The organism is Streptomyces alfalfae (assembly GCF_004127445.1).
GTDB classification, from domain to species: domain Bacteria; phylum Actinomycetota; class Actinomycetes; order Streptomycetales; family Streptomycetaceae; genus Streptomyces; species Streptomyces alfalfae.
In genome coordinates, this window is the sequence record NZ_QEXM01000050.1 from 44,898 (window position 1) to 65,857 (window position 20,960).

Annotated in this window: 18 protein-coding genes, 1 pseudogene and 1 riboswitch; of the genes and pseudogenes, 3 read left to right on the forward strand and 16 right to left on the reverse strand. The window is 73.9% G+C overall.

The genetic code is table 11. The features are described from left to right. Positions 1-20: 20 nt before the first annotated feature. From DCW30_RS31305 to DCW30_RS31325, 5 genes are all read right to left on the reverse strand, one after another. Positions 21-551 carry a GNAT family N-acetyltransferase gene (locus tag DCW30_RS31305; RefSeq protein ID WP_076686571.1) on the reverse strand — a complete coding sequence of 177 codons (531 nt, stop codon included), beginning with the start codon at positions 549-551 and terminating at the stop codon, positions 21-23. Positions 552-973: 422 nt separating this feature from the next. Then, complete coding sequence (locus DCW30_RS31310; protein ID WP_076689378.1) at positions 974-1,300, reverse strand: antibiotic biosynthesis monooxygenase family protein; 327 nt, start codon at positions 1,298-1,300, stop codon at positions 974-976. A gap of 87 nt (positions 1,301-1,387) precedes the next feature. After that, on the reverse strand, positions 1,388-1,894 hold the full coding sequence (locus tag DCW30_RS31315; RefSeq protein WP_076686572.1) for a hypothetical protein: 507 nt from the start codon (positions 1,892-1,894) through the stop codon (positions 1,388-1,390). After that, the gene (locus tag DCW30_RS31320; RefSeq protein ID WP_076686573.1) at positions 1,887-2,534 is read right to left on the reverse strand and encodes a hypothetical protein; all 648 of its coding nucleotides are present in this window, start codon (positions 2,532-2,534) and stop codon (positions 1,887-1,889) included. Before DCW30_RS31320 ends, DCW30_RS31315 begins: the two co-directional genes overlap by 8 nt. A gap of 158 nt (positions 2,535-2,692) precedes the next feature. Further along, complete coding sequence (locus DCW30_RS31325) at positions 2,693-3,097, reverse strand: DnaJ family domain-containing protein (RefSeq protein ID WP_062780208.1); 405 nt, start codon at positions 3,095-3,097, stop codon at positions 2,693-2,695. 113 nt (positions 3,098-3,210) lie between these two features. Here DCW30_RS31325 and DCW30_RS31330 point away from each other — a divergent pair, with 113 nt between their 5' ends. Beyond that, positions 3,211-3,603 carry an FHA domain-containing protein gene (locus tag DCW30_RS31330; protein ID WP_076686574.1) on the forward strand — a complete coding sequence of 131 codons (393 nt, stop codon included), beginning with the start codon at positions 3,211-3,213 and terminating at the stop codon, positions 3,601-3,603. 28 nt (positions 3,604-3,631) lie between these two features. On the opposite strand, the pseudogene DCW30_RS37715 reads toward DCW30_RS31330, so the two are convergent. Both DCW30_RS37715 and proP read right to left on the reverse strand, forming a co-directional pair. Further along, positions 3,632-3,813: pseudogene (locus DCW30_RS37715) on the reverse strand (methyltransferase); the annotation flags it as partial. Between the two features lie 552 nt (positions 3,814-4,365). Then, positions 4,366-5,787 carry a glycine betaine/L-proline transporter ProP gene (proP, locus tag DCW30_RS31340; RefSeq protein ID WP_076686575.1) on the reverse strand — a complete coding sequence of 474 codons (1,422 nt, stop codon included), beginning with the start codon at positions 5,785-5,787 and terminating at the stop codon, positions 4,366-4,368. A 432-nt stretch (positions 5,788-6,219) separates the two neighbouring features. Here proP and DCW30_RS31345 point away from each other — a divergent pair, with 432 nt between their 5' ends. After that, complete coding sequence (locus DCW30_RS31345) at positions 6,220-8,256, forward strand: bifunctional glycosyltransferase 87/phosphatase PAP2 family protein (RefSeq protein WP_079250156.1); 2,037 nt, start codon at positions 6,220-6,222, stop codon at positions 8,254-8,256. Here the strand turns inward: DCW30_RS31345 and DCW30_RS31350 are convergent. Continuing rightward, entirely contained in the window at positions 8,207-9,838 is a 1,632-nt protein-coding gene (locus tag DCW30_RS31350; RefSeq protein WP_076686576.1) for a DUF2029 domain-containing protein, read from the reverse strand. The two genes, DCW30_RS31345 and DCW30_RS31350, sit on opposite strands and share 50 nt — an antisense overlap. Positions 9,839-9,979: 141 nt before the next feature. Beyond that, on the reverse strand, positions 9,980-11,224 hold the full coding sequence (locus DCW30_RS31355) for a cytochrome P450 (RefSeq protein WP_076686577.1): 1,245 nt from the start codon (positions 11,222-11,224) through the stop codon (positions 9,980-9,982). A gap of 262 nt (positions 11,225-11,486) precedes the next feature. Here DCW30_RS31355 and DCW30_RS31360 point away from each other — a divergent pair, with 262 nt between their 5' ends. Then, positions 11,487-12,656, forward strand: coding sequence for a steroid 3-ketoacyl-CoA thiolase (locus DCW30_RS31360; RefSeq protein ID WP_062780201.1), 1,170 nt, complete (start codon positions 11,487-11,489; stop codon positions 12,654-12,656). 378 nt (positions 12,657-13,034) lie between these two features. Here DCW30_RS31360 and DCW30_RS31365 read toward each other — a convergent pair whose 3' ends face one another. The 7 genes from DCW30_RS31365 to DCW30_RS31395 all read right to left on the reverse strand — a co-directional run bounded on the left by DCW30_RS31365 (position 13,035) and on the right by DCW30_RS31395 (position 20,875). Continuing rightward, entirely contained in the window at positions 13,035-13,490 is a 456-nt protein-coding gene (locus DCW30_RS31365) for a lytic transglycosylase domain-containing protein (protein WP_076686578.1), read from the reverse strand. 344 nt (positions 13,491-13,834) lie between these two features. Further along, a complete protein-coding gene (locus DCW30_RS31370) occupies positions 13,835-14,668 on the reverse strand; it encodes an ECF transporter S component (protein ID WP_076686579.1) in 834 nt (277 codons plus the stop codon). Then, entirely contained in the window at positions 14,665-16,359 is a 1,695-nt protein-coding gene (locus tag DCW30_RS31375) for an ABC transporter ATP-binding protein (protein ID WP_076686580.1), read from the reverse strand. Before DCW30_RS31375 ends, DCW30_RS31370 begins: the two co-directional genes overlap by 4 nt. Continuing rightward, entirely contained in the window at positions 16,356-17,561 is a 1,206-nt protein-coding gene (locus tag DCW30_RS31380) for an energy-coupling factor transporter transmembrane component T (RefSeq protein WP_076686581.1), read from the reverse strand. The genes DCW30_RS31375 and DCW30_RS31380 overlap by 4 nt, the downstream gene beginning before the upstream one ends. A 25-nt stretch (positions 17,562-17,586) precedes the next feature. Next, positions 17,587-18,261 (reverse strand): SCO2322 family protein, encoded by a 675-nt coding sequence (locus tag DCW30_RS31385; protein ID WP_076686582.1) that lies wholly within the window; start codon positions 18,259-18,261, stop codon positions 17,587-17,589. Further along, the gene (locus DCW30_RS31390; protein ID WP_076686583.1) at positions 18,258-19,529 is read right to left on the reverse strand and encodes a prenyltransferase/squalene oxidase repeat-containing protein; all 1,272 of its coding nucleotides are present in this window, start codon (positions 19,527-19,529) and stop codon (positions 18,258-18,260) included. The genes DCW30_RS31385 and DCW30_RS31390 overlap by 4 nt, the downstream gene beginning before the upstream one ends. Before the next feature lie 142 nt (positions 19,530-19,671). After that, positions 19,672-19,749: riboswitch (cobalamin riboswitch) on the reverse strand. A 58-nt stretch (positions 19,750-19,807) separates the two neighbouring features. Then, the gene (locus DCW30_RS31395; RefSeq protein ID WP_076686584.1) at positions 19,808-20,875 is read right to left on the reverse strand and encodes an MBL fold metallo-hydrolase; all 1,068 of its coding nucleotides are present in this window, start codon (positions 20,873-20,875) and stop codon (positions 19,808-19,810) included. Positions 20,876-20,960 lie beyond the last annotated feature (85 nt).

A 20,960-nucleotide genomic window follows, 5' to 3' on the forward strand; every position in this document is an offset into this window, starting at 1 on the left:
CGCCCCGGCCCGGCCTCGCCTCAGCCGAGCTTCTTGCCGTACCAGTGCTCGGCGTACGGACGGGCGGTGTACGGCTCGGTCTCCTCGTACCCGTGCCGCCTGTACAGCGCGCGGGCCTCCACGAGATCGGTTCGGGTGTCGAGGACGATCCGCCCGGCGCCGAGCGCGCGGGCCGCGTCCTCGGCGGCGGCGAGCAGCACGGGAGCGCCGCCGAGCCCGCGCAGCTCCTCGCGCACGAAGACCCGCTTGAGCTCGGCGAGGCCCGGTTCGAGCAGTCGCACCCCCGCCGTGCCGCCGGGCTCGCCCCCGTACCGCGCGACGAGCAGCGCCCCGTCCGGCGGCGCGAGATCGGCCCCGCTCTCCGCGGCCACCTCGCGCTCCAGCTCGGCGGGGTCGGTGGGCCGCCCCTCGTGCAGCAGGTACCAGCGGTCGCTGACCTCGGTGTAGTACGCGCGCCAGAGCGCGGCGGCGACAGGGGAGTCATACGGCTCGGGAGCGACGGTCCAGGAAGCGGAGGCGTAGGCGGCGTCACGGGCGGCAGCGGTGGTCATGACGACGATCCCAGACGACGACGGCGGCGCCCCGCAAGCGAATTGCCCGCGGAACGCCGCCGTGACGGCCCGGCCCGGCCTCGGGGCGTGGCCCGCATCAGCCCTTTCGGTGTGGCCTGCATCAGCCCCCGGGGGTGCGGGCCCGCTCGGCCTCCGGGTGTGGCCCGGCCCGGCCTCGGGGCGTGGCCCGCACCAGCCCCGGCGTGCGGGCCCGCTCAGCTTCCGGGTGTGGCCTGGCTCAGCCCATTGGGCGTGGCCCGCATCAGCCTCCGGCGCGCGAGCCCGCTCAGCCTCCGGGCGTGGCCGTGCTCAGCTCCTTGGAGTGGTCTGGCTCAGCCAGGGCGCGGGCGCGCTCGGCCTCCGGGTGTGGCCTGGCTCAGCCCTTTGGAGTGGTCTGGCTCGGCCTTTGGGCGTGGCCCGGTTCAGCTCTTGGGCGCGGCCTGCTGGATGACCTCGAAGGACCACACGTTGGACCCGGAGGCAGCCGGCTTCGGCCGCTCGCCGCCGCCTTCGCCGCCGCCCTGGTGCGCGACCTTCATGGGCCCCTCCATCCATGCCTGGAAGGACGCCTCGTCGCGCCAGCGGGTGTAGACGAGGTACTGGTCCGTGCCTTCGACCGGCCGGAGCAGCTCGAACCACTCGAAGCCGTCGGAGTTCTCCACGGCGCCCGCGCGGGACGCGAAGCGCTTCTCCAGGATCTCGCGCTGTTCCTCGGGGACGGTGAGGGCGTTGATCTTCACGATGCTCATGCGGCCCATCCTGCCGTAAGGGCGCGCGACGGACGCCCCCGAGGTCCTTCCCCGGGGGCGTCCGTCGCGTGCGGGTCCTGCGAGCCGTCAGAGCCGCAGCAGGCGCTCGGCCGTCTCGCGGTAGTCGCGCAGGGCCAGGCGGAGCTGTTCGGTGTCGGTGGTCGCGGGCTCGGCGTGGTGGCCGCCCTCGGTGGGCAGCGCGCCGCCGGGGGCCACGCCCGCGGCACCGCCGTGCGCGGGGGCCGCGGTGTCGCCATGGGCCGCCGTGCCGTCGGGGGTGAGCCCGACGGCCGGGGCGCCGCCCGGCGCGACGCCGCTGCCGGAGGCCTCGCCCGGCGCCGTGCCGGGCGTCGGGGCCTGAGTGCCGGGCGCCGGCTCCCGCATGCCGCGGGCCGGGGTCGACTGCCAGGACGTGCGCAAGGTGCGGCGGCGTTCCGCCAGGGCGTCCGTGAGGCGGGCGATGGCGTCCTCCAGGACGCTGTCGACCTCCTCGACCGCGCCGCGCGGGGCGTCGACGAAGCCATTGACGGCGTTCTGCAGGCGCAAGGTCAGCTTGTCGCGCTCAGCGGACGGGAACAGAGCGGTGTCAGCCATGCTGTACTCCCCTTCGGGTGATGCCGGTCGAGCGCTTCTCGGTCAGGTGCTTGCCGGAGCGTGCGGTGGAGTGGTGGCCGTGGCCCTCGGCCATGAGGGCGTCGAAGAGCGCCCGAGCCTCGACCATGGCGGCGCGCATCTCCTCGGTGTCCGCCGCGGTCTCCTCGACGCCCGTCGTGGCGAGCGCCGCGCGGTGCACCCTGCGGTAGCCGTGGACGTGGTGGGCGTGGTGCACGGACAGCGCGTCGATCTGCTCCTCGTAGTGGCCGTCGGCCGGGAAACCGCGGGCGCCGGCCAGCTCGGAGATGAGGTGGTCCGCCTCGGCGACGGCCTGGCGCGGGGAGTCGACGAAACGCTCCTGGGCGAGGTTCCAGCGGACGGAGAACTGCTCGCGGGCCGCGGGCTCCAACGGCCGCGTCCGCAGGTCACCGTGGCGCTTCACGCGCTCCCCGAGCTCGCGCTCGGCCGCTTTCGTGTCGCCGTCGTGGCGTGCGACCGCGTGGTCGTACTCGGGGCCGAACCGGCGCTTGAGGCTCTGCCCGCCGCCCGCACTCAGCCGCCCGCGGTTCAGCACGGCGAGCACGGCGGCGGCGATGACGACGACGACCGCGATCAGGATGATGATCATGACTGTGGACATGGATGGGTGCCTTCCCGGGGGGTGGGCCTTGAGGCGCCGGGGCGAACTCGGCGTGCCGCCTCGACGACTGTCCCCCAGACGAGTTGCCCGGAAGCCGCCCGTCAAACGGCCCCCGCGAAGGCGTCCCGCCGCGCGGGCCCCCTCTCAGGGGCGCGGGCTCAGGCCGGGTGGCGCTCCCGCCACTGCCGGGCCAGCTCCTCCACGTCGTACGGCACGAGTCCGAGCGGCGGGCCGGGCGGCGGATTCCGCAGCGCCACGCGGATCTTGTCGTTCAGCTCGGTCACGAGTCGGCGTGCCATGTGCTCGGACGGCGCGTCGACCGCCGCGGCCAGCGTGTCCTCGGCCTCCTTGCGGAGGGCGAGGGTGGGGGAGAGGTAGGAGAGGCCCTCGTTCGCCATCTTCCGCTTGACCCACCACATCTCGTCGTACGTGGGATCGGGGCCCTCCGGCAGCGGCTTCCCCTTGCCCGGCAGCGCGTCGAAGTCTCCGCGCTCCTCCGCCTCGCGGATCTGCTTGTCGATCCAGGACTCGAAGTCGACTCCCGGTGGCTTGCGCTCAGTCATGGGGTCATTGTCCCAGGGAGGCGATGCGTCCGCCGGGCGGCGCGACCTAAGATGCGGCAGCGCGTGAGCCGCAATCACGCTCTCGCGGCACCGAGTTGAAGGAGCGTGGTTACGTGCTGGAGCTGACGATGGCCTCCGTGTCCGGGGCGGACGCGGGTGCCACCGCGGGCATGCTCATGGCCGACGCGCCGAGCGAGCCGGGTGCGGTCCTGCGGGTGGGGCGCGATCGGAGCGTCTGCCGCCTGGTGACGCCCGACGACTGGCTGTTCGTGTCCCGTACGCATCTGGAGTTCCGCTGCGGCCCCGACGGGACCTGGTCGGTGGCCTGGGTGCGCGGCTCGAATCCGGACCCCGCCTCGGAGGTCCGGGTCGTCTCCGGGGGAGCGGCACGGCCTCTCGCCTACGGAGGCGTGGCACCGCTCGGCCGTGGCGGCTCGGGCGAGGTGGTCATCCAGGACAGGTCGGGGCCGCGGAGCGTGAACGTCGGTTTCTATCACGAGGGTTGAGGGCCGACGCGAGGGGCGGGGGCGGTCGTCAGTCCAGGACGCGGGCCAGCGCGAAGCCGTCGTACCCCTTGCTCCCCACCGTCTGCACGGCGGTGGCGCTCTCAGCTTCGGGTGCTCCGCCATGAGTTCGAGCGCTGCGCGGGTGCCGCGCACGTTCGGGTCGGTGCTCGAAGGGTCGGCGACGGCGCCGCCACGCACGACGTTGTCGAGTTCCGCGCGGCAGGACGGGGTGGCCTACCGGCGGTCCCCGAGCCCGCCTCTTCCCGAAGCGGGGCTCCGCCCCCGACCCCGCTCCTCAAGCGCCGGAGGGGCTGATTTTGCCCGCCGGGGTCACCGACTCTGCCGACCGGAGGCACCGCTTCTGCCCGCCGGAGGGGCTGACCTTGCCCACGGGAGGGGCGACCTTGCCTGCCGGACGCACCGGTCTGTCCACCGGAGGCGTCGGCTCTGCGTCGGAGGGGTCGATCTTGCCACCGGAGACACTGGCTCTGCCCGCACCGCCGCTGCCTGTAGGAGGGGCTGCCCCCACCGGGGCACCGATTCTGCCGGCCGGAGGCACCGGCTCTGCCAGCCGGAGGGGCTGGTCTTGCGCACCGGAGGCACCGGTCTGCCCGCCGGAGGCGCCGGCTCTGCCCACCGCAGGCGCTGATTCTGCCCACCGGAGGGGCGGCCTTGCCCACTGGAGGCACCGGTTCTCCCCACCGGAGGCACCGGCCCGCCGACCGGAGGCACCGGTTCTCCCCACCGGAAGGGTGAATCCGATCAGGCCTGGCGTTCCACCGCCGGCAGCGAGCCCGGCAGTGGTTTGCGGGCCGATTCCGTCATGTGCCAGACCGCGATGCCGCCCACGACCGCCGCCGCCATCATGTAGTACGCGGGCATCATCTTGTCGCCCGTCGCGCCGATCAGCGCCGTCACCACCAGCGGAGTCGTGCCGCCGAAGATCGAGACGGAGATGTTGAAGCCGATGGAGAGCGAGCCGTAGCGGACCTTCGTCGGGAAGAGGGCCGGGAGGGCGGACGGCATCGAGGCCGTGAAGCAGACCAGGAGCAGACCCAGGGCGCCGAGGCCGAGGCCGATCGCCCACAGGGAGCCGTCGCGGATCAGGAGGAGGGCGGGGACCGAGAGGACGAGGAAGCCCGCGCAGCCCGCGGCGATCACCGGACGGCGGCCCACCCGGTCCGTCAGCGCGCCCATGAACGGCTGGACGCACATCATCAGGGCCATGACGCCCAGGATGACGAGGAGGCCGTGCGTCTCGTCGTACTCCAGCTCGCTGGTGAGGTAGCTGGGCATGTAGGAGAGCAGCATGTAGTCCGTGACGTTGAAGACCAGGACCAGGCCCATGCACAGGAGCAGCGCCTTCCACTGACCGGTGACCATGTCGCGCAGCCGGACCTTCGAGCGGGTCTGCTCGTCCTTGTGGGCCTTCTCCAGCTCGGCGGCGAACGCCGGGGTCTCCTCCAGGCGCATCCGCAGGTACAGGCCGATCAGGCCCATCGGGCCCGCGATCAGGAACGGGATGCGCCAGCCCCAGGAGAGCAGGTCGTCGGAGGAGAGGAGCGCGGTCATCAGGGTGACGAGACCGGCGCCGCCGATGTAGCCGGCCAGTGTGCCGAACTCCAGCCAGCTCCCGAGGAAGCCCCGCTTCTTGTCGGGGGCGTACTCCGCGATGAAGGTCGCGGCGCCCGCGTACTCGCCGCCGGTGGAGAAGCCCTGCACCAGGCGGGCGAGGAGGAGCAGGACGGGGGCGCCCACGCCGATCGACGCGTACGACGGGATCAGGCCGATCGCGAACGTGCCCGCGGCCATCATGATCATGGTCAGCGCCAGGACCTTCTGGCGGCCCACGCGGTCGCCGAGCGGTCCGAAGACCATGCCGCCCAGCGGCCGGATCAGGAAGGCCGCGGCGAAGGCGCCGAAGGTGGACAGGAGCTGCGCCGTCGGGTTGCCCGAGGGGAAGAAGACCTTGCCCAGGGTGACGGCGATGTAGCTGTAGACGCCGAAGTCGAACCACTCCATCGCGTTGCCGAGGGCGGCCGCCTTCACCGCGCGCTTGACCATCGCGGGGTCGGTGACGGTGACGCCTGCTGCGGCGTCCGGGGCTGCGGGGTCCGCGGGCCGGGGGACGGTCCCCGGTGCGGGCTCGGGCTTCCGGAGGGCGACGGGAGTGGCACTCGCCAAGGGTTCGCTCGCCTGCTTTCGGTCGACGACATGGTCGGGGCCGCCCGCGGAAACCCGGGCGGCCCGAAATCGACCATAGGTGCATTGACCATCATTACGTTCGGTGGCCGCTCGGCCGCATAGCGCCGCAAAACTGCTCCTATGCAGGTCAAACGGCCTTTCTTTAGGCCGTGTGGACGCGCTGTCCCTGTGATCTATGTCGCGGCTCGGGCCAGGAACCGCTCCGTGTGGCCCGGATGGTTCCTTTTGCGGGGTAACGATCCGTGACCGTATCGGCTGGCGTGTAAGCAGCGGTCCCGCGCGTTTTGGCCGGGCAAGATCATCAGAAAGCCGATAGAAAGCGGATATAGCCGTCAGGTGAACCGGCGGTTGCGCGCGTCCCAGAAGACAGAGCCGAAGGCGGGACGGATTCGGACGGAGGGCCGACGGGGCGTGGCGGACGTGGAGCACAGGGGACCGGGCAATGCCCTGGAAGCCGGGCGGCCCGGTGGGCCCGGGGCGCGGATCGGAGCGGCTCGTGCCGCCCTCTGGCTGGTCGCGGCGGTCCTGGCGATCCGGCAGGTGGCCGCCGTCCTGAGCACTCCCCGGGGGGAACGCCTCACCGATCTGGAGACCTGGATCGGGCCGGAGGGCGTCCTCCACGTGAAGGGCTCCCTCTACGACGCGGACAGATTCACCGGCACCCCCTTCGCCGGTCTCGTCCTCAAGCCGCTCGCCCGCTCGGGCGAGCAGGCGCTCGGCTGGGTGTGGACCTTCGGCACGCTCGGCCTGGTGATCGCGCTCGGCCTGGTCGCGGCCCGTGCCCTGCCGCAGCCGGTCTCCCGGCGCACCGCGCTGCTCGCCGCCCCCGTGGCGATCAGCCTGCTCATTGTGTCGCTGCCGGTCCGCAACGCCCTCCACCTCGGCCAGACCAGCATCCTCCCGGTGCTGCTCGTGCTCCTCGGCCTCTTCGCCGTGCGCGGCGAGCGGACCAGCGGCGCACTGATCGGCGTGGGCGCGGCGCTGCAGCCGACCATGCTGCTCTTCGCCGCCCTGCTCTGGTGCACGGGGCGCCGGAAGGCCGCGGCGTCCGCGGGGGCGGGCTTCGCCGCCTGCACGGCGCTCGCCTGGGCCGCCATGCCGCACGACTCATGGACGTACTGGTTCCACCACCTCGCGGGAGCGGGCCTCGGCGCGAGCCCGGACGCCGACGCCAACCAGTCGCTGCACGGCATGCTGCTCCGCCTCGGGCTCGCCGGGCCGGTGGAGATCGCCCTCTTCCTGGCCCTGGGCGCGGTCGTCGCCTTCCTCGGCCTGCGCCGCGCGGTGCGCTACGCCCGGGACGGGCAGCTCCTCCTCGCCGTCGCCGTCACCGGCTGCGTCGTCGTCGCGGTGTCGCCGACGACCTGGCGGCACCAGCTGCTCTGGGTGCTCTTCGCGGTGGTCGGCCGGGTCGGCAGGCGTCAGTCCGACCGGTACGTGTGGCCCGTCGCCGTCATCCTCGTCTCCACGCTGCCGGCCACGATGATGCTGCCGAACATGCCGGTCACCGAGCCGGTCCGCGACAACATCGTGCTGATCGCGGCGCTCGCCGCCGCCACGGTCGTGCCGTTCCTGCCCCGCGCGCACCCGCAGTACCGCCGCCCGATCCCGACGGAGTACGCCGAGGCCGTGCCCGCCCGCTGGTCCCGGGTGCCGCTCGTGCCGTTCTGGCGGCGGGTCCTCACCCGCCCGAACCTGCTCCTCGAACTGCTCCTGATCCGCGTCGGCTACTCCGCGTACCAGCAGGTCAGGCTCGCGGCGACCGGCGGCACCATCTCCGGGGGCCGGGCCAGGGCCGAGGAGCACGGCGAGCAGATCCACGCGATCGAGAAGTTCCTGCACATCGACGTCGAGCACTGGGTCAACCACGCGGTGGCGACGGGCGGCCGCCTGGAGGCGTTCTTCGACTTCTACTACACGTCGTTCCACTTCGTGGTGCCGCTCAGCGTCCTCGCCGTCCTGTACGTGCGGCGTCCCGCCGACTACCGCTGGGCCCGCTTCGCGCTGGGCTTCGCGACGGTCCTCGCCCTCGTCGGCTTCTGGGCCTACCCGCTCGCCCCGCCGCGCCTGATGCCGGACCTCGGCTTCATCGACACGGTGCACGGCGTGCAGGACTTCACCCAGCCGAACTACGGCACGCTGACCGACCTCACCAACCAGTACGCGGCGATGCCCTCGCTGCACTTCGGCTGGTCCCTGTGGTGCGGCCTGGTCATCGCGGTCCTCGCGCCGCGGTGGTGGCTGAAGGCCCTCGGGCTGCTGCACCCGCTGCTCACGCTCTCCGCGATCGTGGCGACCGGCAACCACTGGGTGCTCGACGCGGTGGGCGGCGCCGCCGTGGTCGGCGCGGGCTTCGGCCTGACCCACCTGCTCTCCGGGCCCCGGGTGAGCCGGCCCCTCAGCGGCACGCCGACGGACGACCGGGCGGAGGACCGTACCCCGAGCTGATCCGGTAGGTGCCGGGCCCGGGCACCGAGAGGCGGGTGAACTCGCCCTGGCGGTCGAGGCAGGCGCCGGGCGCCCGCAGCCACGGCGAGTACACCAGGCGGACCGTCACCGAACCCCGCTCGGGGACGCGGACCACCACGTCGGAGCCGGTGGTGCGGACGACGGACGCGGGGCGCGAGACGAGCGGCACCGGGTCCTCCACCCGGAAGATCTGCCAGTGCGCGTCCCGCCACACCGGGTCCAGCCACTTCGGGCCGCTCGCCACCAGCGCCGCCTCGTCCTCGGCGAACCCGTCCGGCTTGCCCGAGGGCAGCACCACGTACCCGACGGCCCACCGGTCCAGCCAGGCGCGGTAGGTGGCCGCGGAGAACGTGCCGTCGTAGAAGAGGCGCCCGCGCTCGATGTCGAGCTGGCGGTTCCAGCCGCGCGCCATGTTCACGTACGGGGCGAGCGCGGTGGCCTCGCGGTGGTTGCGGGCCGGGACCACCTCGACGCGGGTCCGGTCGGCGCCCAGCCGCTCCAGCGCGCGCACCACGCCCTGGGTGTCGGCGGCCCAGGCGGGCACCTTCGTGGAGACGGCCAGGTCGTCGTGGGTCTTCTGGACGACCCACGTCGAGGAGAGCACCAGGGCCACGGCGAGCACGGCCCGCCGCGGCCGGCCGAGCCCCGGCGCGAGCAGGGCGGCGAGCAGCGCGGCGGGCCCGACCAGCTCCGCGAGGCGCTCGACGTTCGTGCCGATGGGGGAGGGGATGAGATACGTCAGGACGGTCCCGGCCGCGTAGACGGCCGCGCCCCACCGCAGCACGCGCCACTCGCGCGGCGCCGCCACGACCAGGGCCAGAGCGAAGAACACCGGCGGGTAGATCCGGTCGGAGGGCATCAACTGCTCGCCGCTGAAGGGGAAGAGCAGCGTCGTGGCCGCCACCACCAGGAAGGGCGGCGCGATCAGGGCCGCCGCGCGCACCCAGTCGCGTACGAGGAGGTGGCCCGCGCCCGCCACCACCAGGAAGAGCCCCGCCACGGGGGAGCCCATGGTGGCGAGCGTCGCGCAGCCGGCGGCCACGGCCGCGCGCCGCTCCCGTACGAGCGCCAGGCACGCCGCGAGGCCGAAGGCCAGGCCGAGCGCGAACGTCGTGCGGCCGGAGGCGACGTTGCACCAGATGCCGAGCGAGGCGAGCACGGCGGGCCCCAGGGGCCTGCGGACGCCGGTGCGCTCGATGAGCGCGGCGACCAGCCAGGCGCCCGCGATCCCGGAGAGCACCGTCACGGTCTTCACACCGGCCGCGGCCATCAGGTAGGGCGAGATGAGGCTGTAGTTGGCGGTGTGCATGCCGCCGTACCAGAAGAGGTTGTACGCGGCCGTCCCGTGCTCCGCGGCGAACCGCGCCCACGCCTCCTGTGCCGCGAGGTCACCGCCGCCGGTGGCGAGGAACGCGGCCCACACCGCGTACAGGGGAAGGGTGGGGGCGGTGGCGAGCAGGGGGACGCGGTGTCGGCGGCAGAACCCACGGAACGAGGAGTTCCGCTCGCTGGGCGCGCTGCCGGACGGGGCGAGCGAGAAGTCGGCAGAGACCACGGCCACCGTTTCCGTTCGACGTCCTGACGTCCTGACGCTGTCCTGTCGTCCTGAAAGGCAAGGTTCACCTTCCAGGACGCGGCACGCAACGGAAACGTTGGTTCCGTAAAGGGGGACGGCCGGAAGTGGCCGGTCGGGGGCGGCCGGTCAGCGGGTGCTGACCCGCAGCTCCTTCACGCCGTTCAGCCAGGCGGACCGGAGCCTGCGCGGATCGCCCGTCAGGCGCAGTCCCGGCATTGTGTCGGCGACCGCGTCGAAGATGAGGTTGATCTCCAGGACGGCCAGGGACTTGCCGAGGCAGAAGTGCGGCCCTCCGCCGCCGAAGCCGAGGTGGGGGTTGGGGTCGCGGGTGATGTCGAAGGCGCCGGGGTCCTCGAAGACCTCGGGGTCGTGGTTGGCGGAGGAGTAGAAGACGCCGACGCGGTCGCCCGCCCTGATCTTCGCGCCGCCCAGCTCCGTGTCCTGCGTCGCCGTGCGCTGGAAGGAGACCACGGGGGTCGCCCAGCGCACGATCTCCTCCGCGGCGGTCGCGGGGCGCTCGCGCTTGAACAGCTCCCACTGGTCCGGGTGGGTGAGGAAGGCGTGCATGCCGTGGGTGATGGCGTTGCGGGTGGTCTCGTTGCCGGCGACCGCGAGCAGGATCACGAAGAAGCCGAACTCGTCGGAGGAGAGGTTGCCCTCGTCCTCCGCCGCCACCAGACGGCTGACGATGTCGTCGGCGGGGCACTCCTTGCGGGCGGTGGCGAGGTTCATGGCGTAGGAGACGAGCTCCATCGCGGCCTCGGCGCCGGCCTCGGCGGTGACGGCGTACTCGGGGTCGTCGTAGGCCGCCATCTTGTTGGACCAGTCGAAGATCCTGGAGCGGTCGCCCTGGGGGACGCCGATCAGCTCGGCGATGGCCTGGAGCGGCAGCTCGACGGCGACGTTCGTGACGAAGTCGAAGGAGCCGTCGGGGCCCGCGTTCTCCAGCGCCGCCGCGACGACGGAGCGGGCGCGGGCGCGCAGCGCGTCCTCCAGCGAGCGGATGGCGCGGGGCGTGAAGCCGCGCTGCACGATCTGCCGTACGCGGGTGTGCTCGGGCGGGTCCATGTTGAGCATGATCAGCCGCTGGGCGTCGATCGCGTCGCGGCTGATCGACTCGTTGAAGCGGATGATCGCGGTGTTGAGGTAGGAGGAGAACAGCTCCGGGTGCGTGGAGACGTGCTTGACGTCCTCGTGCCGCGTGACGGCCCAGTACCCCGCGTCGTCGAAGCCGGACACGCGGAGTGGCTGGGCGATCCAGCGCACCGGGTCCGTCTGCCGCAGGGTCGCGAACTCCGGCAGCGGCACGCGGGCTTGGAGCAGGTCGGGATCGGTGAGGTCGAACCCGTCGGGCAGCGCTGGACAGGGCATCGGCGACTCCAGGTCTGACGGGTCATCAGGAGATGTGCTCGCAAGGTAGTAACGGGTTCTACAAGTGGCAAGGGCCATGACGGGGGTCCTTGTCGGGCGGTGGGTGTGCGCCGGGGCGGCCCGGCCCGCGGCGTGGCTTGCAAGACCCTTGCGGCGCCGGGGTCCGGCTCAGCAGACTGCTGTACAGAACTAGAACGCGTACTAGTTACACCCGCGAGCCGCCGGGACGGCTCGCGGGACGTGGACGGAGAGGACCAGCCCCATGGCCGCGGAACCTGTCATCGTCGAAGCCGTACGCACCCCCATCGGCAAGCGCGCGGGCGCGCTCGCCAACCTCCACCCCGCCTATCTGCTCGGGGAGACCTACCGAGAACTCCTCGGCCGCACCGGCATCCACGCGGACTGCGTGGAGCAGATCGTCGGCGGCACGGTGACGCACGCCGGGGAGCAGTCGATGAACCCGGCGCGCACGGCCTGGCTCGCCATGGGGCTCCCGTACGAGACGGCGGCGACGACGGTGGACTGCCAGTGCGGCTCCTCGCAGCAGGCGAGCCACATGGTCGCCAACATGGTCGCCGCCGGGGTCATCGACGTGGGGATCAGCTGCGGCGTGGAGGCGATGTCGCGGGTGCCGCTGGGGTCCGGGTCCAAACACGGCCCCGGGAAGCCGTTCCCCGACGAGTGGAACGTGGACCTGCCCAACCAGTTCGAGGCCGCCGAGCGGATCGCCCGCAAGCGGGGGCTCACCCGCGAGAACGTGGACTCCCTCGGGCTCATCTCGCAGGAGCGGGCGGCCGAGGCGTGGTCGGAGGAGCGCTTCAAGCGCGAGACGTTCGCCGTCCAGGTGCCCACCACCGAGGAGGAGCAGGCCGCCGGGCAGGGCATGTGGCGGCTCGTCGACCGGGACGAGGGGCTGCGCGACACGACGATGGAGGCGCTCGGCGGTCTGAAGCCGGTCATGCCGACCGCCGTGCACACGGCGGGCAACTCCTCGCAGATCTCCGACGGGGCGGCGGCCCTCATGTGGGCGTCCAAGCGGATGGCGCGGGCGCTCAAGCTGAAGCCGCGGGCGCGGATCGTGGCGCAGGCGCTGGTGGGCGCCGACCCGCACTTCCACCTGGACGGACCGGTCGACGCGACGCGGGCCGTGCTCGGCAAGGCGGGGATGTCCCTGAAGGACATCGACATCGTGGAGGTCAACGAGGCGTTCGCCTCGGTGGTGCTGAGCTGGGCGCAGGTCTTCGGGCAGGACCTGGAGAAGGTGAACGTCAACGGCGGTGCGATCGCGCTCGGCCACCCCGTCGGGGCGACCGGGGCGCGGCTCATCACGACGGCCCTGCATGAGCTTGAGCGGCGGGACAAGGAGTTCGCACTGGTCACGATGTGTGCGGGGGGTGCGGTGGCTACGGGGACGATCTTGCAGCGGCTGTAGCGGACGGAGGGCTCTCCGGCTCCCTGGCTCCGCGCCCGCGATCACCGGCTCCGCCGAGTTCGTCCTCGAGCGCCGGACGGGCTCGGGGTGGCTTCGGGCACCGTTGTCACCGGCTCCGCCGTGTTCGTCCTCAAACGCCGGACGGGTTTGAAGTGGCTCCCCCCCCGGGCCCACGCATGGGGAAGGTGGCTCCCCCCAGCGGGCACGCATGGGAAAAGTGGCTCCCCCCGAGGGGGCGCGCAGGAAAGTGGCCCCCCGAGGGGGCGCGCATGCACGGGGAAAGTGACTCCCCTTCTCCCCGGGGTGCACGCACGGGAAAGAGGCGGCACCCCCCTGGGGGGTGCCGCCTCCTCACCGCTTCGGCACAGCGGCAGCGAATCAGTACCAGCCGTTCGCCTGCCAGTGGGCCCACGCGCCGGTCGGGCTGCCGTAGCGGTCGTTCATGTACTTGAGGCCCCATTCGATCTGCGTCTCGGGGTTGGTCTTCCAGTCCGCGCCCGCCGAGGCCATCTTGGAGCCGGGGAGGGCCTGGACCAGGCCGTACGCGCCCGAGGAGGAGTTCGTCGCGCTGGGGTTCCAGCCGCTCTCGTGCGAGACGATCTTGTCGAAGGCCGCGAACTGCGCGGGGTCCTTGATCTTCTGCTTCGCGATCGCCTTCGCGGACGCCGGCGCGGCGGCGGGAGCGGCGGCCGGGGCCGGGGTCTTCATGACGGTCGGGGTGGCTGCCTGGGCGGGGGCCGCGGCGAAGACCATGCCGGACGCGGCGGCGGCGACGAGGCCGCCGGTGATGGCCTTCTTCGGGGAAGCGATGCGGCGGATGAGCGAGGCGGGCACTGAGGACCTTCCGGTGGGGGACGGGGGTCGCGGTGCGTGCCGGAGCAGAGCGGGGAGGCACGCGGGGTGGGACGGCGACCAGGAGCCCTGATGGGCCTCGGCGCCTTGCGACTCGTCCAGAGAAACAGGGTCGCGGCCCTGCCGCAATGCCCCCCTTTACTAGTGGACGCCGGAATCGGGGACGTTCCTCCGTGTGTGAGCTGGGTCTCTATCGGCAGGTCAGGGCAGGTTTGGGTGTGGCCGCGTCAAGCCGCGCGGCTACGGCCCCGCCTCGTAGAGGACCAAGGTCCTGTGGGCCGCCTCACGGATACGCCACCCCGAGGTGACGGCCCGTGCGGACGCGGTTACCGCTCGGGAGCCTCGAAGGTGACCGGCGCCTCGAACGCCGCCCGCCGTGTGGCCCGCCGCAGCGCCTTGAGCACCGCGGGGCCGAGGGCCAGGCTCAGCAGGACCGTGACGACCGCCCGCGGCAGGTCCCAGCCCATCGACGTCGCCAGGCAGTACGCGAGGAAGCGGCCCAGGTTGTCCGCCAGCGGGTCGCCGGGGACGAAGGAGACGCCGGTGGCGAGGCCGCCGAGATAGGGCCAGCCCTGGAGGTTCATCATCGTGCCGTAGACGACCGACGACACCGCCCCGTACGCCGCGAGCATCCACAGCTCGCCGTGGCCCCGCAGGCGGTCGGCGCCCGGCAGCAGGCCCGCGCCCATGCAGACCCAGCCCATCGACAGCATCTGGAACGGCATCCACGGCCCCACCCCGCCGGTGAGCAGCGCCGACGCGAACATCGAAACCGCCCCGAGCACGAACCCGAAGCCCGGCCCGAGCACTCGCCCGCTCAGCACCATCAGGAAGAACATCGGCTCGATGCCCGCCGTGCCCGCGCCCAGCGGCCGCAGCGCGGCGCCCGCGGCGGCGAGGACGCCCAGCATCGCGATGGCCTTGGCGTCCAGGCCGACGTCCGCGATGGTCGCCACGGCCACGGCGAGCAGCAGCGGCAGCAGCGCCGCGAACAGCCAGGGCGCGTCCTGCGCGTGCTCGGCGAGCCCGGACCCGCCGTCCGCGAGGAGCGGCCACCCGAAGGCGGCCACGCCGACGGCGCTGACCAGCACCAGCGCGGCGACCGAGCGGCGGCCGAGGCGGATCGGGCGGGACCGGCCCCGCGCGGGGGGAGTGCTCACGGCGTTCCCTCCGCCGCGGCCAGCGCCTCGCGCACCTGCGCCACCGTCAGCCACTCGCGCGGCGCGAGGATCTTGGTCACCTGCGGCGCGAAGGAGGGGGAGGAGACCACGACCCCGGCGGTCGGTCCGTCCGCGACGATCTCGCCGTCCGCGAGGATCACCACGCGGTGGGCGATCTCCGCGGCGAGTTCCACGTCGTGCGTGGCGAGGACGATCGCGTGGCCCTCGGCCGCGAGCGAGCGCAGGATCGCGACGAGGCGGGCCTTGGCCGCGTAGTCGAGGCCGCGGGTCGGCTCGTCGAGCAGGAGCAGCGGCGGACGCGCGGTCAGGACGATCGCCAGGGCCAGCGCGAGGCGCTGCCCCTCGGAGAGGTCGCGGGGGTGGGTGTCGTCCGCGATGCCGGGCAGCAGCTCGCTCACCAGGGCGCGGCAGGTCCCCGGCGCCGCGTCCGCATCCCGGTCGGCCGCCGTGCACTCGGCGGCGACGGTGTCCGCGTAGAGGAGGTCACGCGGTTCCTGGGGGACGAGGCCGACGTGCCTGATCAGCCGGCGTGGGGCGGTGCGGTGGGGCGCGGCGCCGCCGACGCGGACCGTGCCCGACGTGGGTTCGAGCAGGCCGACCAGGGTGGCGAGCAGGGTCGACTTCCCCGCGCCGTTGCGGCCCATCAGGGCGACGGTCTCGCCGGGTGTGACGGTCAGGTCGACGCGGCGCAGCGCCTCGACCCGCCCGCGCCGGACGGCGAGGCCCGCCACGGAGGCCGCCGGCGCCCGCTCGGCGGGCGTCCCGTTGGCGGTGCGGTCCCGGCGCGCCCAGCGGCTCCCGCGCTCGGGCCGCTCGGGCCGCCGGACGGCCGTCGTCCCCTGGCGCGGCGCCACGTCCGCGAGCCGGTCCCGCAGCGCGCCCGCCCGGCGTCGCGCGTCCCGCACGGTCAGCGGCAGCGGCGACCAGCCGGCGAGGCGGCCCAGCGCGACCACCGGCGGATACACCGGCGAGCGGGCCATCAGGTCGGCCGGGTCGCCGAGCATCGGTGGCTCACCGGACGCCGCGAGCAGCAGCACCTGGTCCGCGTACTGCACGACCCGCTCAAGGCGGTGCTCGGCCATCAGGACCGTCGTGCCGAGGTCGTGCACGAGCCGCTGGAGCACGGCGAGGACCTCTTCGGCGGCGGCCGGGTCGAGCGCGGAGGTCGGCTCGTCGAGGACGAGGACCCGCGGGTGCGGGGTGAGGACCGAGCCGATCGCGACCCGCTGCCGCTGGCCGCCGGAGAGCGTGGCGATGGGCCGGTCGCGCAGGCCGGCGAGGCCGAGTAGGTCCAGGGTCTCCTCGACCCTGCGGCGCATCACGTCGGGGGCCAGACCGAGCGACTCCATGCCGTACGCCAGCTCGTCCTCGACCGTGTCCGTCACGAAGTGCGCGAGGGGGTCCTGGCCCACGGTGCCGACGACGTCGGCGAGTTCGCGGGGCTTGTGGGTACGGGTGTCGCGGCCCGCCACGGTCACCCGGCCGCGCAGCGTGCCGCCGGTGAAGTGCGGCACCAGGCCGCTCACCGTGCCCAGCAGTGTCGACTTGCCGACCCCGGACGGGCCGACGAGCAGCACCAGTTCCCCTTCGGGCACGGCGAGATCGACGCCCCGCACCGTGGGTCCCGCTGCTCCCTCGTACGTCACGGAGACGTCCTCGAAGCGGATCATGAGGTCTCCTCGGGAGAGGTCGGGGACGGGTTGCGGAGCTGGACCGGGGGCTTCGCGCGGGGCGGCGCGGGAGCCTGCTCGCCCGTGGGGACCGGGGCCACGAGGCCCGGCAGCAGACCGATCAGGGCCGCCGCCGCGGGCCACAGCGGCAGCGCCGGCGCGACCAGCGGCACGACTCCGGGGTTCAGGGCCGCCGCGTCGGAGGCGGCCGCCCACACCGTCAGGCCCGCCACGGCGAGGCCGGACCCGGCGACCAGCCAGGCGCGCACGCCCCAGCGGTCGGGCCGGTAACGGGTGCGCACCGCTCGGCGTCCGCCGAGCCGCAGCCCGGCGAGGGCCGCGAGCAGACCGCAGGCCAGGACGGGCAGCCCGTAGGAGGCGCCCTCCGCGGTGAGCAGCCCGTACGTGCCGACGCACACGCCCATCAGGCCGCCCAGGGTCAGCACGGCCGTCGCCACGCGCACCCGGCGGGGGACGGCGGCGCTGCGCCCGAACCCCCGCGCGTCCATCGCGGCGGCCAGCGCGACCGACCGCTCCAGGGCGCCTTCGAGCACCGGGAGCCCGACCTGGAGCAGCCCGCGCATCCCCCGGTCGGGGCGTCCGCGCAGGCGGCGGGCGGCCCGCAGCCGCCGCACGTCGGCGATGAGGTTCGGCGCGAAGGTCATCGCCACGACGACGGCGACCCCCGCCTCGTACAGCGCGCCCGGCAGCGACTTGAGCAGCCGGGACGGGCTGGCCAGGGCGTTGGCGGCGCCGACGCAGATCAGCAGGCCCGCCAGTCTGATCCCGTCGTAGAGCGCGAAGAGCAGGCCCTCCGCCGTCACCCGGCCGCCGATCCGCACGCCCCTGGCCCAGTCGGGCAGCGGGACCTCCGGGAGCGTCACGACGGTGTGCGTGCCGGGGACCGGCGAACCGAGCACCACCGCGAAGACCAGGCGGATGCCGATCACGACCAGGCCCAGCTTCACGAAGGCGCCGTACGACGTCGCCCAGGGCGCGGACGTCCGGCGCGCCGCCACGACGTACCCCGCGACGCCGATCAGCAGGCCGATCAGGAGCGGGTTGGTCGTGCGGGACGCGGCGGCGCCGAGGCCGAGGGCCCACACCCACCAGGCGCCCGGGTGCAGCGCGTTGCTCCGGTGCGCCTCGGGGGCGAGGCGGCGCCCGATGCGGCCGGGCGCGCTGCTGCCGTGGTGCGTCATGGTGCCGTCCGTGTTCGGTGCCGCGTCAGCCGCGGCGACGCCGGGTCTGCCAGAGCGCGGCGCCGCCGAGCAGCGCCACGGCGGCGACCCCGGCGATCAGACCCACGGAGGGCCCGCCGTCGTCCGAACCGGCCTCGGTGTCGGCGGCGGTGTCCGCCGTGGCCTTCTTCCGCCCGCCGTCGCCGGATACCTGCTCGCCGCAGCCCGTCTTCGGGTAGCCGTCGATGGCGCAGAGCAGCGCCTTGCTGTCGTAGCGCAGCGGCTTCGCGACCGAGGCCAGGGCCTCGGCGCTGGTGGCGTCCTCGGCGACCCGCGCGCAGGCGGTCCGCCGCTCGGGCGGGTGCTCGCCGCCGGGGGCGTCCTGCGCACGGCCGTAGTCGATGACGAGGGCGACGCGCTTGCGGCCGTCCTCGGCGGGCGTGCCCGCGCAGATGTCCCGGAAGCGGGCGGGGCCGCGCGGCCGGGTGGCGTCCGCGGAGTCGGCGGAGACCGCGAAGCGGAACCCCTGGACATCGCCGTCGTCGGGCCGGGCGGTGCCGGGGCCCTGGGACGCGTACGTCCACGCGTCGCCGTCCCGGTCCCAGAACGACCAGTAGCGGTAGCCGGCGGCCGATGCGGGTGCGGCGGCGAGGACGCCCAGCAGGGCGGCGAGGAGCAGCCCTGCCGTCAGACGCCCGCGCCGGGCGCGGACCCGCGTCACGGCTGCTTCTTGCGGTTGCCGCTGTACAGGAAGCCGATGCCGATGCCGGCGACCATGCCGACGCCGATGATCCACCAGATGCTGACGCCGCCGTCGTCGTCCTTCTCCTCGCCGGCGTCGGCCGCGGACGGCGACGCGGACGCGGTCTGCGGCGCCGGGCCCTGGGCGTTGAGCTGCTTGACCAGGTCGGCGCCGCCGAAGTCCCGCGGGTCCAGGCCGGCGGCGTGCGCGGCGAGGATCAGCTGGGCGTAGGCGGCGGGGCCCGACTGCTCCGCCCAGTCCGCGGAGTTCTCCGCGAGCCACTCGGCGGACTTTCGGGCCTGCTCCTTCTGCCCGGCGGCGGCGAGCGCGAGCACGGAGTCGGCGGTGTTGCCCTGGTCGGGCTTGTCGTCGGCGCCCGGCATCGAGGACATCAGGTGGTCGTCGGTCTCGCCCAGGGTCTTGAGGAGGTAGGCGGTGCCGTTGCTCGCGGCCTGCGACGCGGAGTCCGGCTTCGCGCACTCGGGGGCGCCGGACGCGGCCTTCTTCGCGGGCTCCACGACGAGGCCTTTGCCGAGGCTGCCGAGCACGCCGGCAGCGGTGGCGTCGGCGTTCGGCGAGAGCTTGCCGGACTTGGCGTCGGCGAGGCCGAAGGCGCCGTCGCCCTTGCCGCAGTCCATGGCGAGCTTCGGCAGGGCGTCGTAGGCGGATTTCCCGCCCTTCCGCACGCCCGCGGGGTTCTGGCCCGCGGCGGCGAGCGCGCCGACGGCGATGCCGGTGGAGTTGGCGTCCGAGGGCAGGCCGGGGTTGTAGCCCCAGCCGCCGTCCTTGTTCTGCACGGACTTCAGCCAGTCGACGCTTCTGTCGACCATCGCCGCCAGGCTCTTGTCCCGCTTCGCGAGCGCGGCGAGGGCCTGGACGGCGGCGGCGGTGGAGTTGCTGTCCACGGGCGTCTTGCCGTCGCACGGCTGGTCGGCGTCCTCGCGGTACGCCGCGAAGCCGCCGCTCGCGCACTGCTGGCCGGTGAGCCAGTCGACGGCCTTGGGGGCGGGCTCGACGCCCGCGGTGTGTTGGGCGAGCAGGGCGTACGACTGGCGGAAGACGCCGTCGAACTTCGGGTCGGTCTTGCCGTAGAGACCCGAGGGGAGCGACGGCGACGGCGAGGCGTCCTGGGGCGCCCGGCTCTGTCCGAGCCGGTGGTCCCCCGTGGCCGCGAAGGCCGCCGGTGCGGCGGCCATGCCGAACACGGCCACGGCGGCCAGGACCGCTGCGCTGCGGCGAACGTTCATGATGCGGCGGGTTGCCTCTCCCTGCGGGGAGCGGGGCGGCACGGCGCCGTGCGGGCACGGCTTCCGGGCGGCTCCGGCTCCGTATACCTCGACGGTGCCGCTCACCGGGGTCCGGTGAAGCGAGCCGGTCACGCTCCGCGCCGGGCATTCCGGCTCACCACGGGCCCGTGGGCGCTGGTATACGGCTGCGGGTCAGCGCCGGGCTTCCACCGGCTTCCCCCTGCGCGGACGTGAGGACGACCCGCCCACTCTACCGGCCGGGGCAATGCCCCTTTCGGTCACACCGCCACGTAGGTGACCGGATCGCTCCCCGCCGCCGCCTCCGCGCGCCCCAGCTTGACCAGGTGCCGCACATGGGCCTCCGCCTCCGAGACCGCGATGCTGCGGGAGCCCGCGGGGATGTCCGCCCACGGCCGGTTCCACTCCATGCGCTCGGCGAGCCGCCAGGGGGTGAGCGGCTCGGAGAGCAGGGCGAGCAGCCCGGTCAGGCGGTCCTCGTGGTGGGCCAGGAGTTCGCGGACGCGGGCCGGGGCGCCGGTGAACGCGCGCTGGTGGGCCGGCAGCACCTCGGCGGGACCGAGGCGGCCCACCCGCTCCAGGGAGTCCAGGTAGTCGGAGAGGGGGTCGGTGACGGTGTCGTCGTCCGGGTCCTCGTAGAGACCGATGTGCGGGGTGATGCCGGGCAGCAGGTGGTCGCCGGAGAAGAGGCGGCCGTTGCCGGGGAGCCCCGCCGGGTGGTCCTCCTCCAGGTGCAGGCAGACATGGCCGGGGGTGTGCCCCGGCGTCCAGATCGCGCGCAGCCTCCTCCCCGGCAGGTCCAGGAGTTCGCCGGGGGTGATGGACCGGTCGGGCAGCGCGGGGTCGAGGCCGGGCAGCTTGCGGGGGCGGCCGTCGGCGGCGGCGCGCAGCAGCGGGGCGACGTGCCCGGCGGGGGCGCCGGCGGCGGTGAGCTTCGCGGCCATGTAGCCGTACCAGTGCTCGGCGGGGGTGGAGCGGGTGCGGCGCACCACGGCGGCGTCCGCCTCGTGCATGGCGATCCAGGCCCCGGAGGCCTCGCGGACCCGGGCGGAGAGGCCGTGGTGGTCGGGGTGGTGGTGGGTGATGACGACCCCGGTCACGTCCTCGACGGCGACGCCGCAGGCGCCGAGCCCCGCGACGAGGGTGGACCAGGAGGCGGGGTCGTCCCAGCCGGTGTCGATCAGGACGGGGCCGCCGTCGGTGTCCAGGAGGTGGACGAGGGTGAAGCCGAGGGGGTTGTCGGGGATCGGGACCTTGATGCTCCAGACGCCGCCGCCGTGCCCGGTCACCGGCGGGCCGCCCGGTCGTGCGCCGCTCTCCCGCGTCATGGGCGCCCTCGTCTCTGCTCGCTCCGTGCCGCTCGCGGTCCGCGATGCGGCCACCGCCACTATAACGAGAACTGGTTCCAGTGGT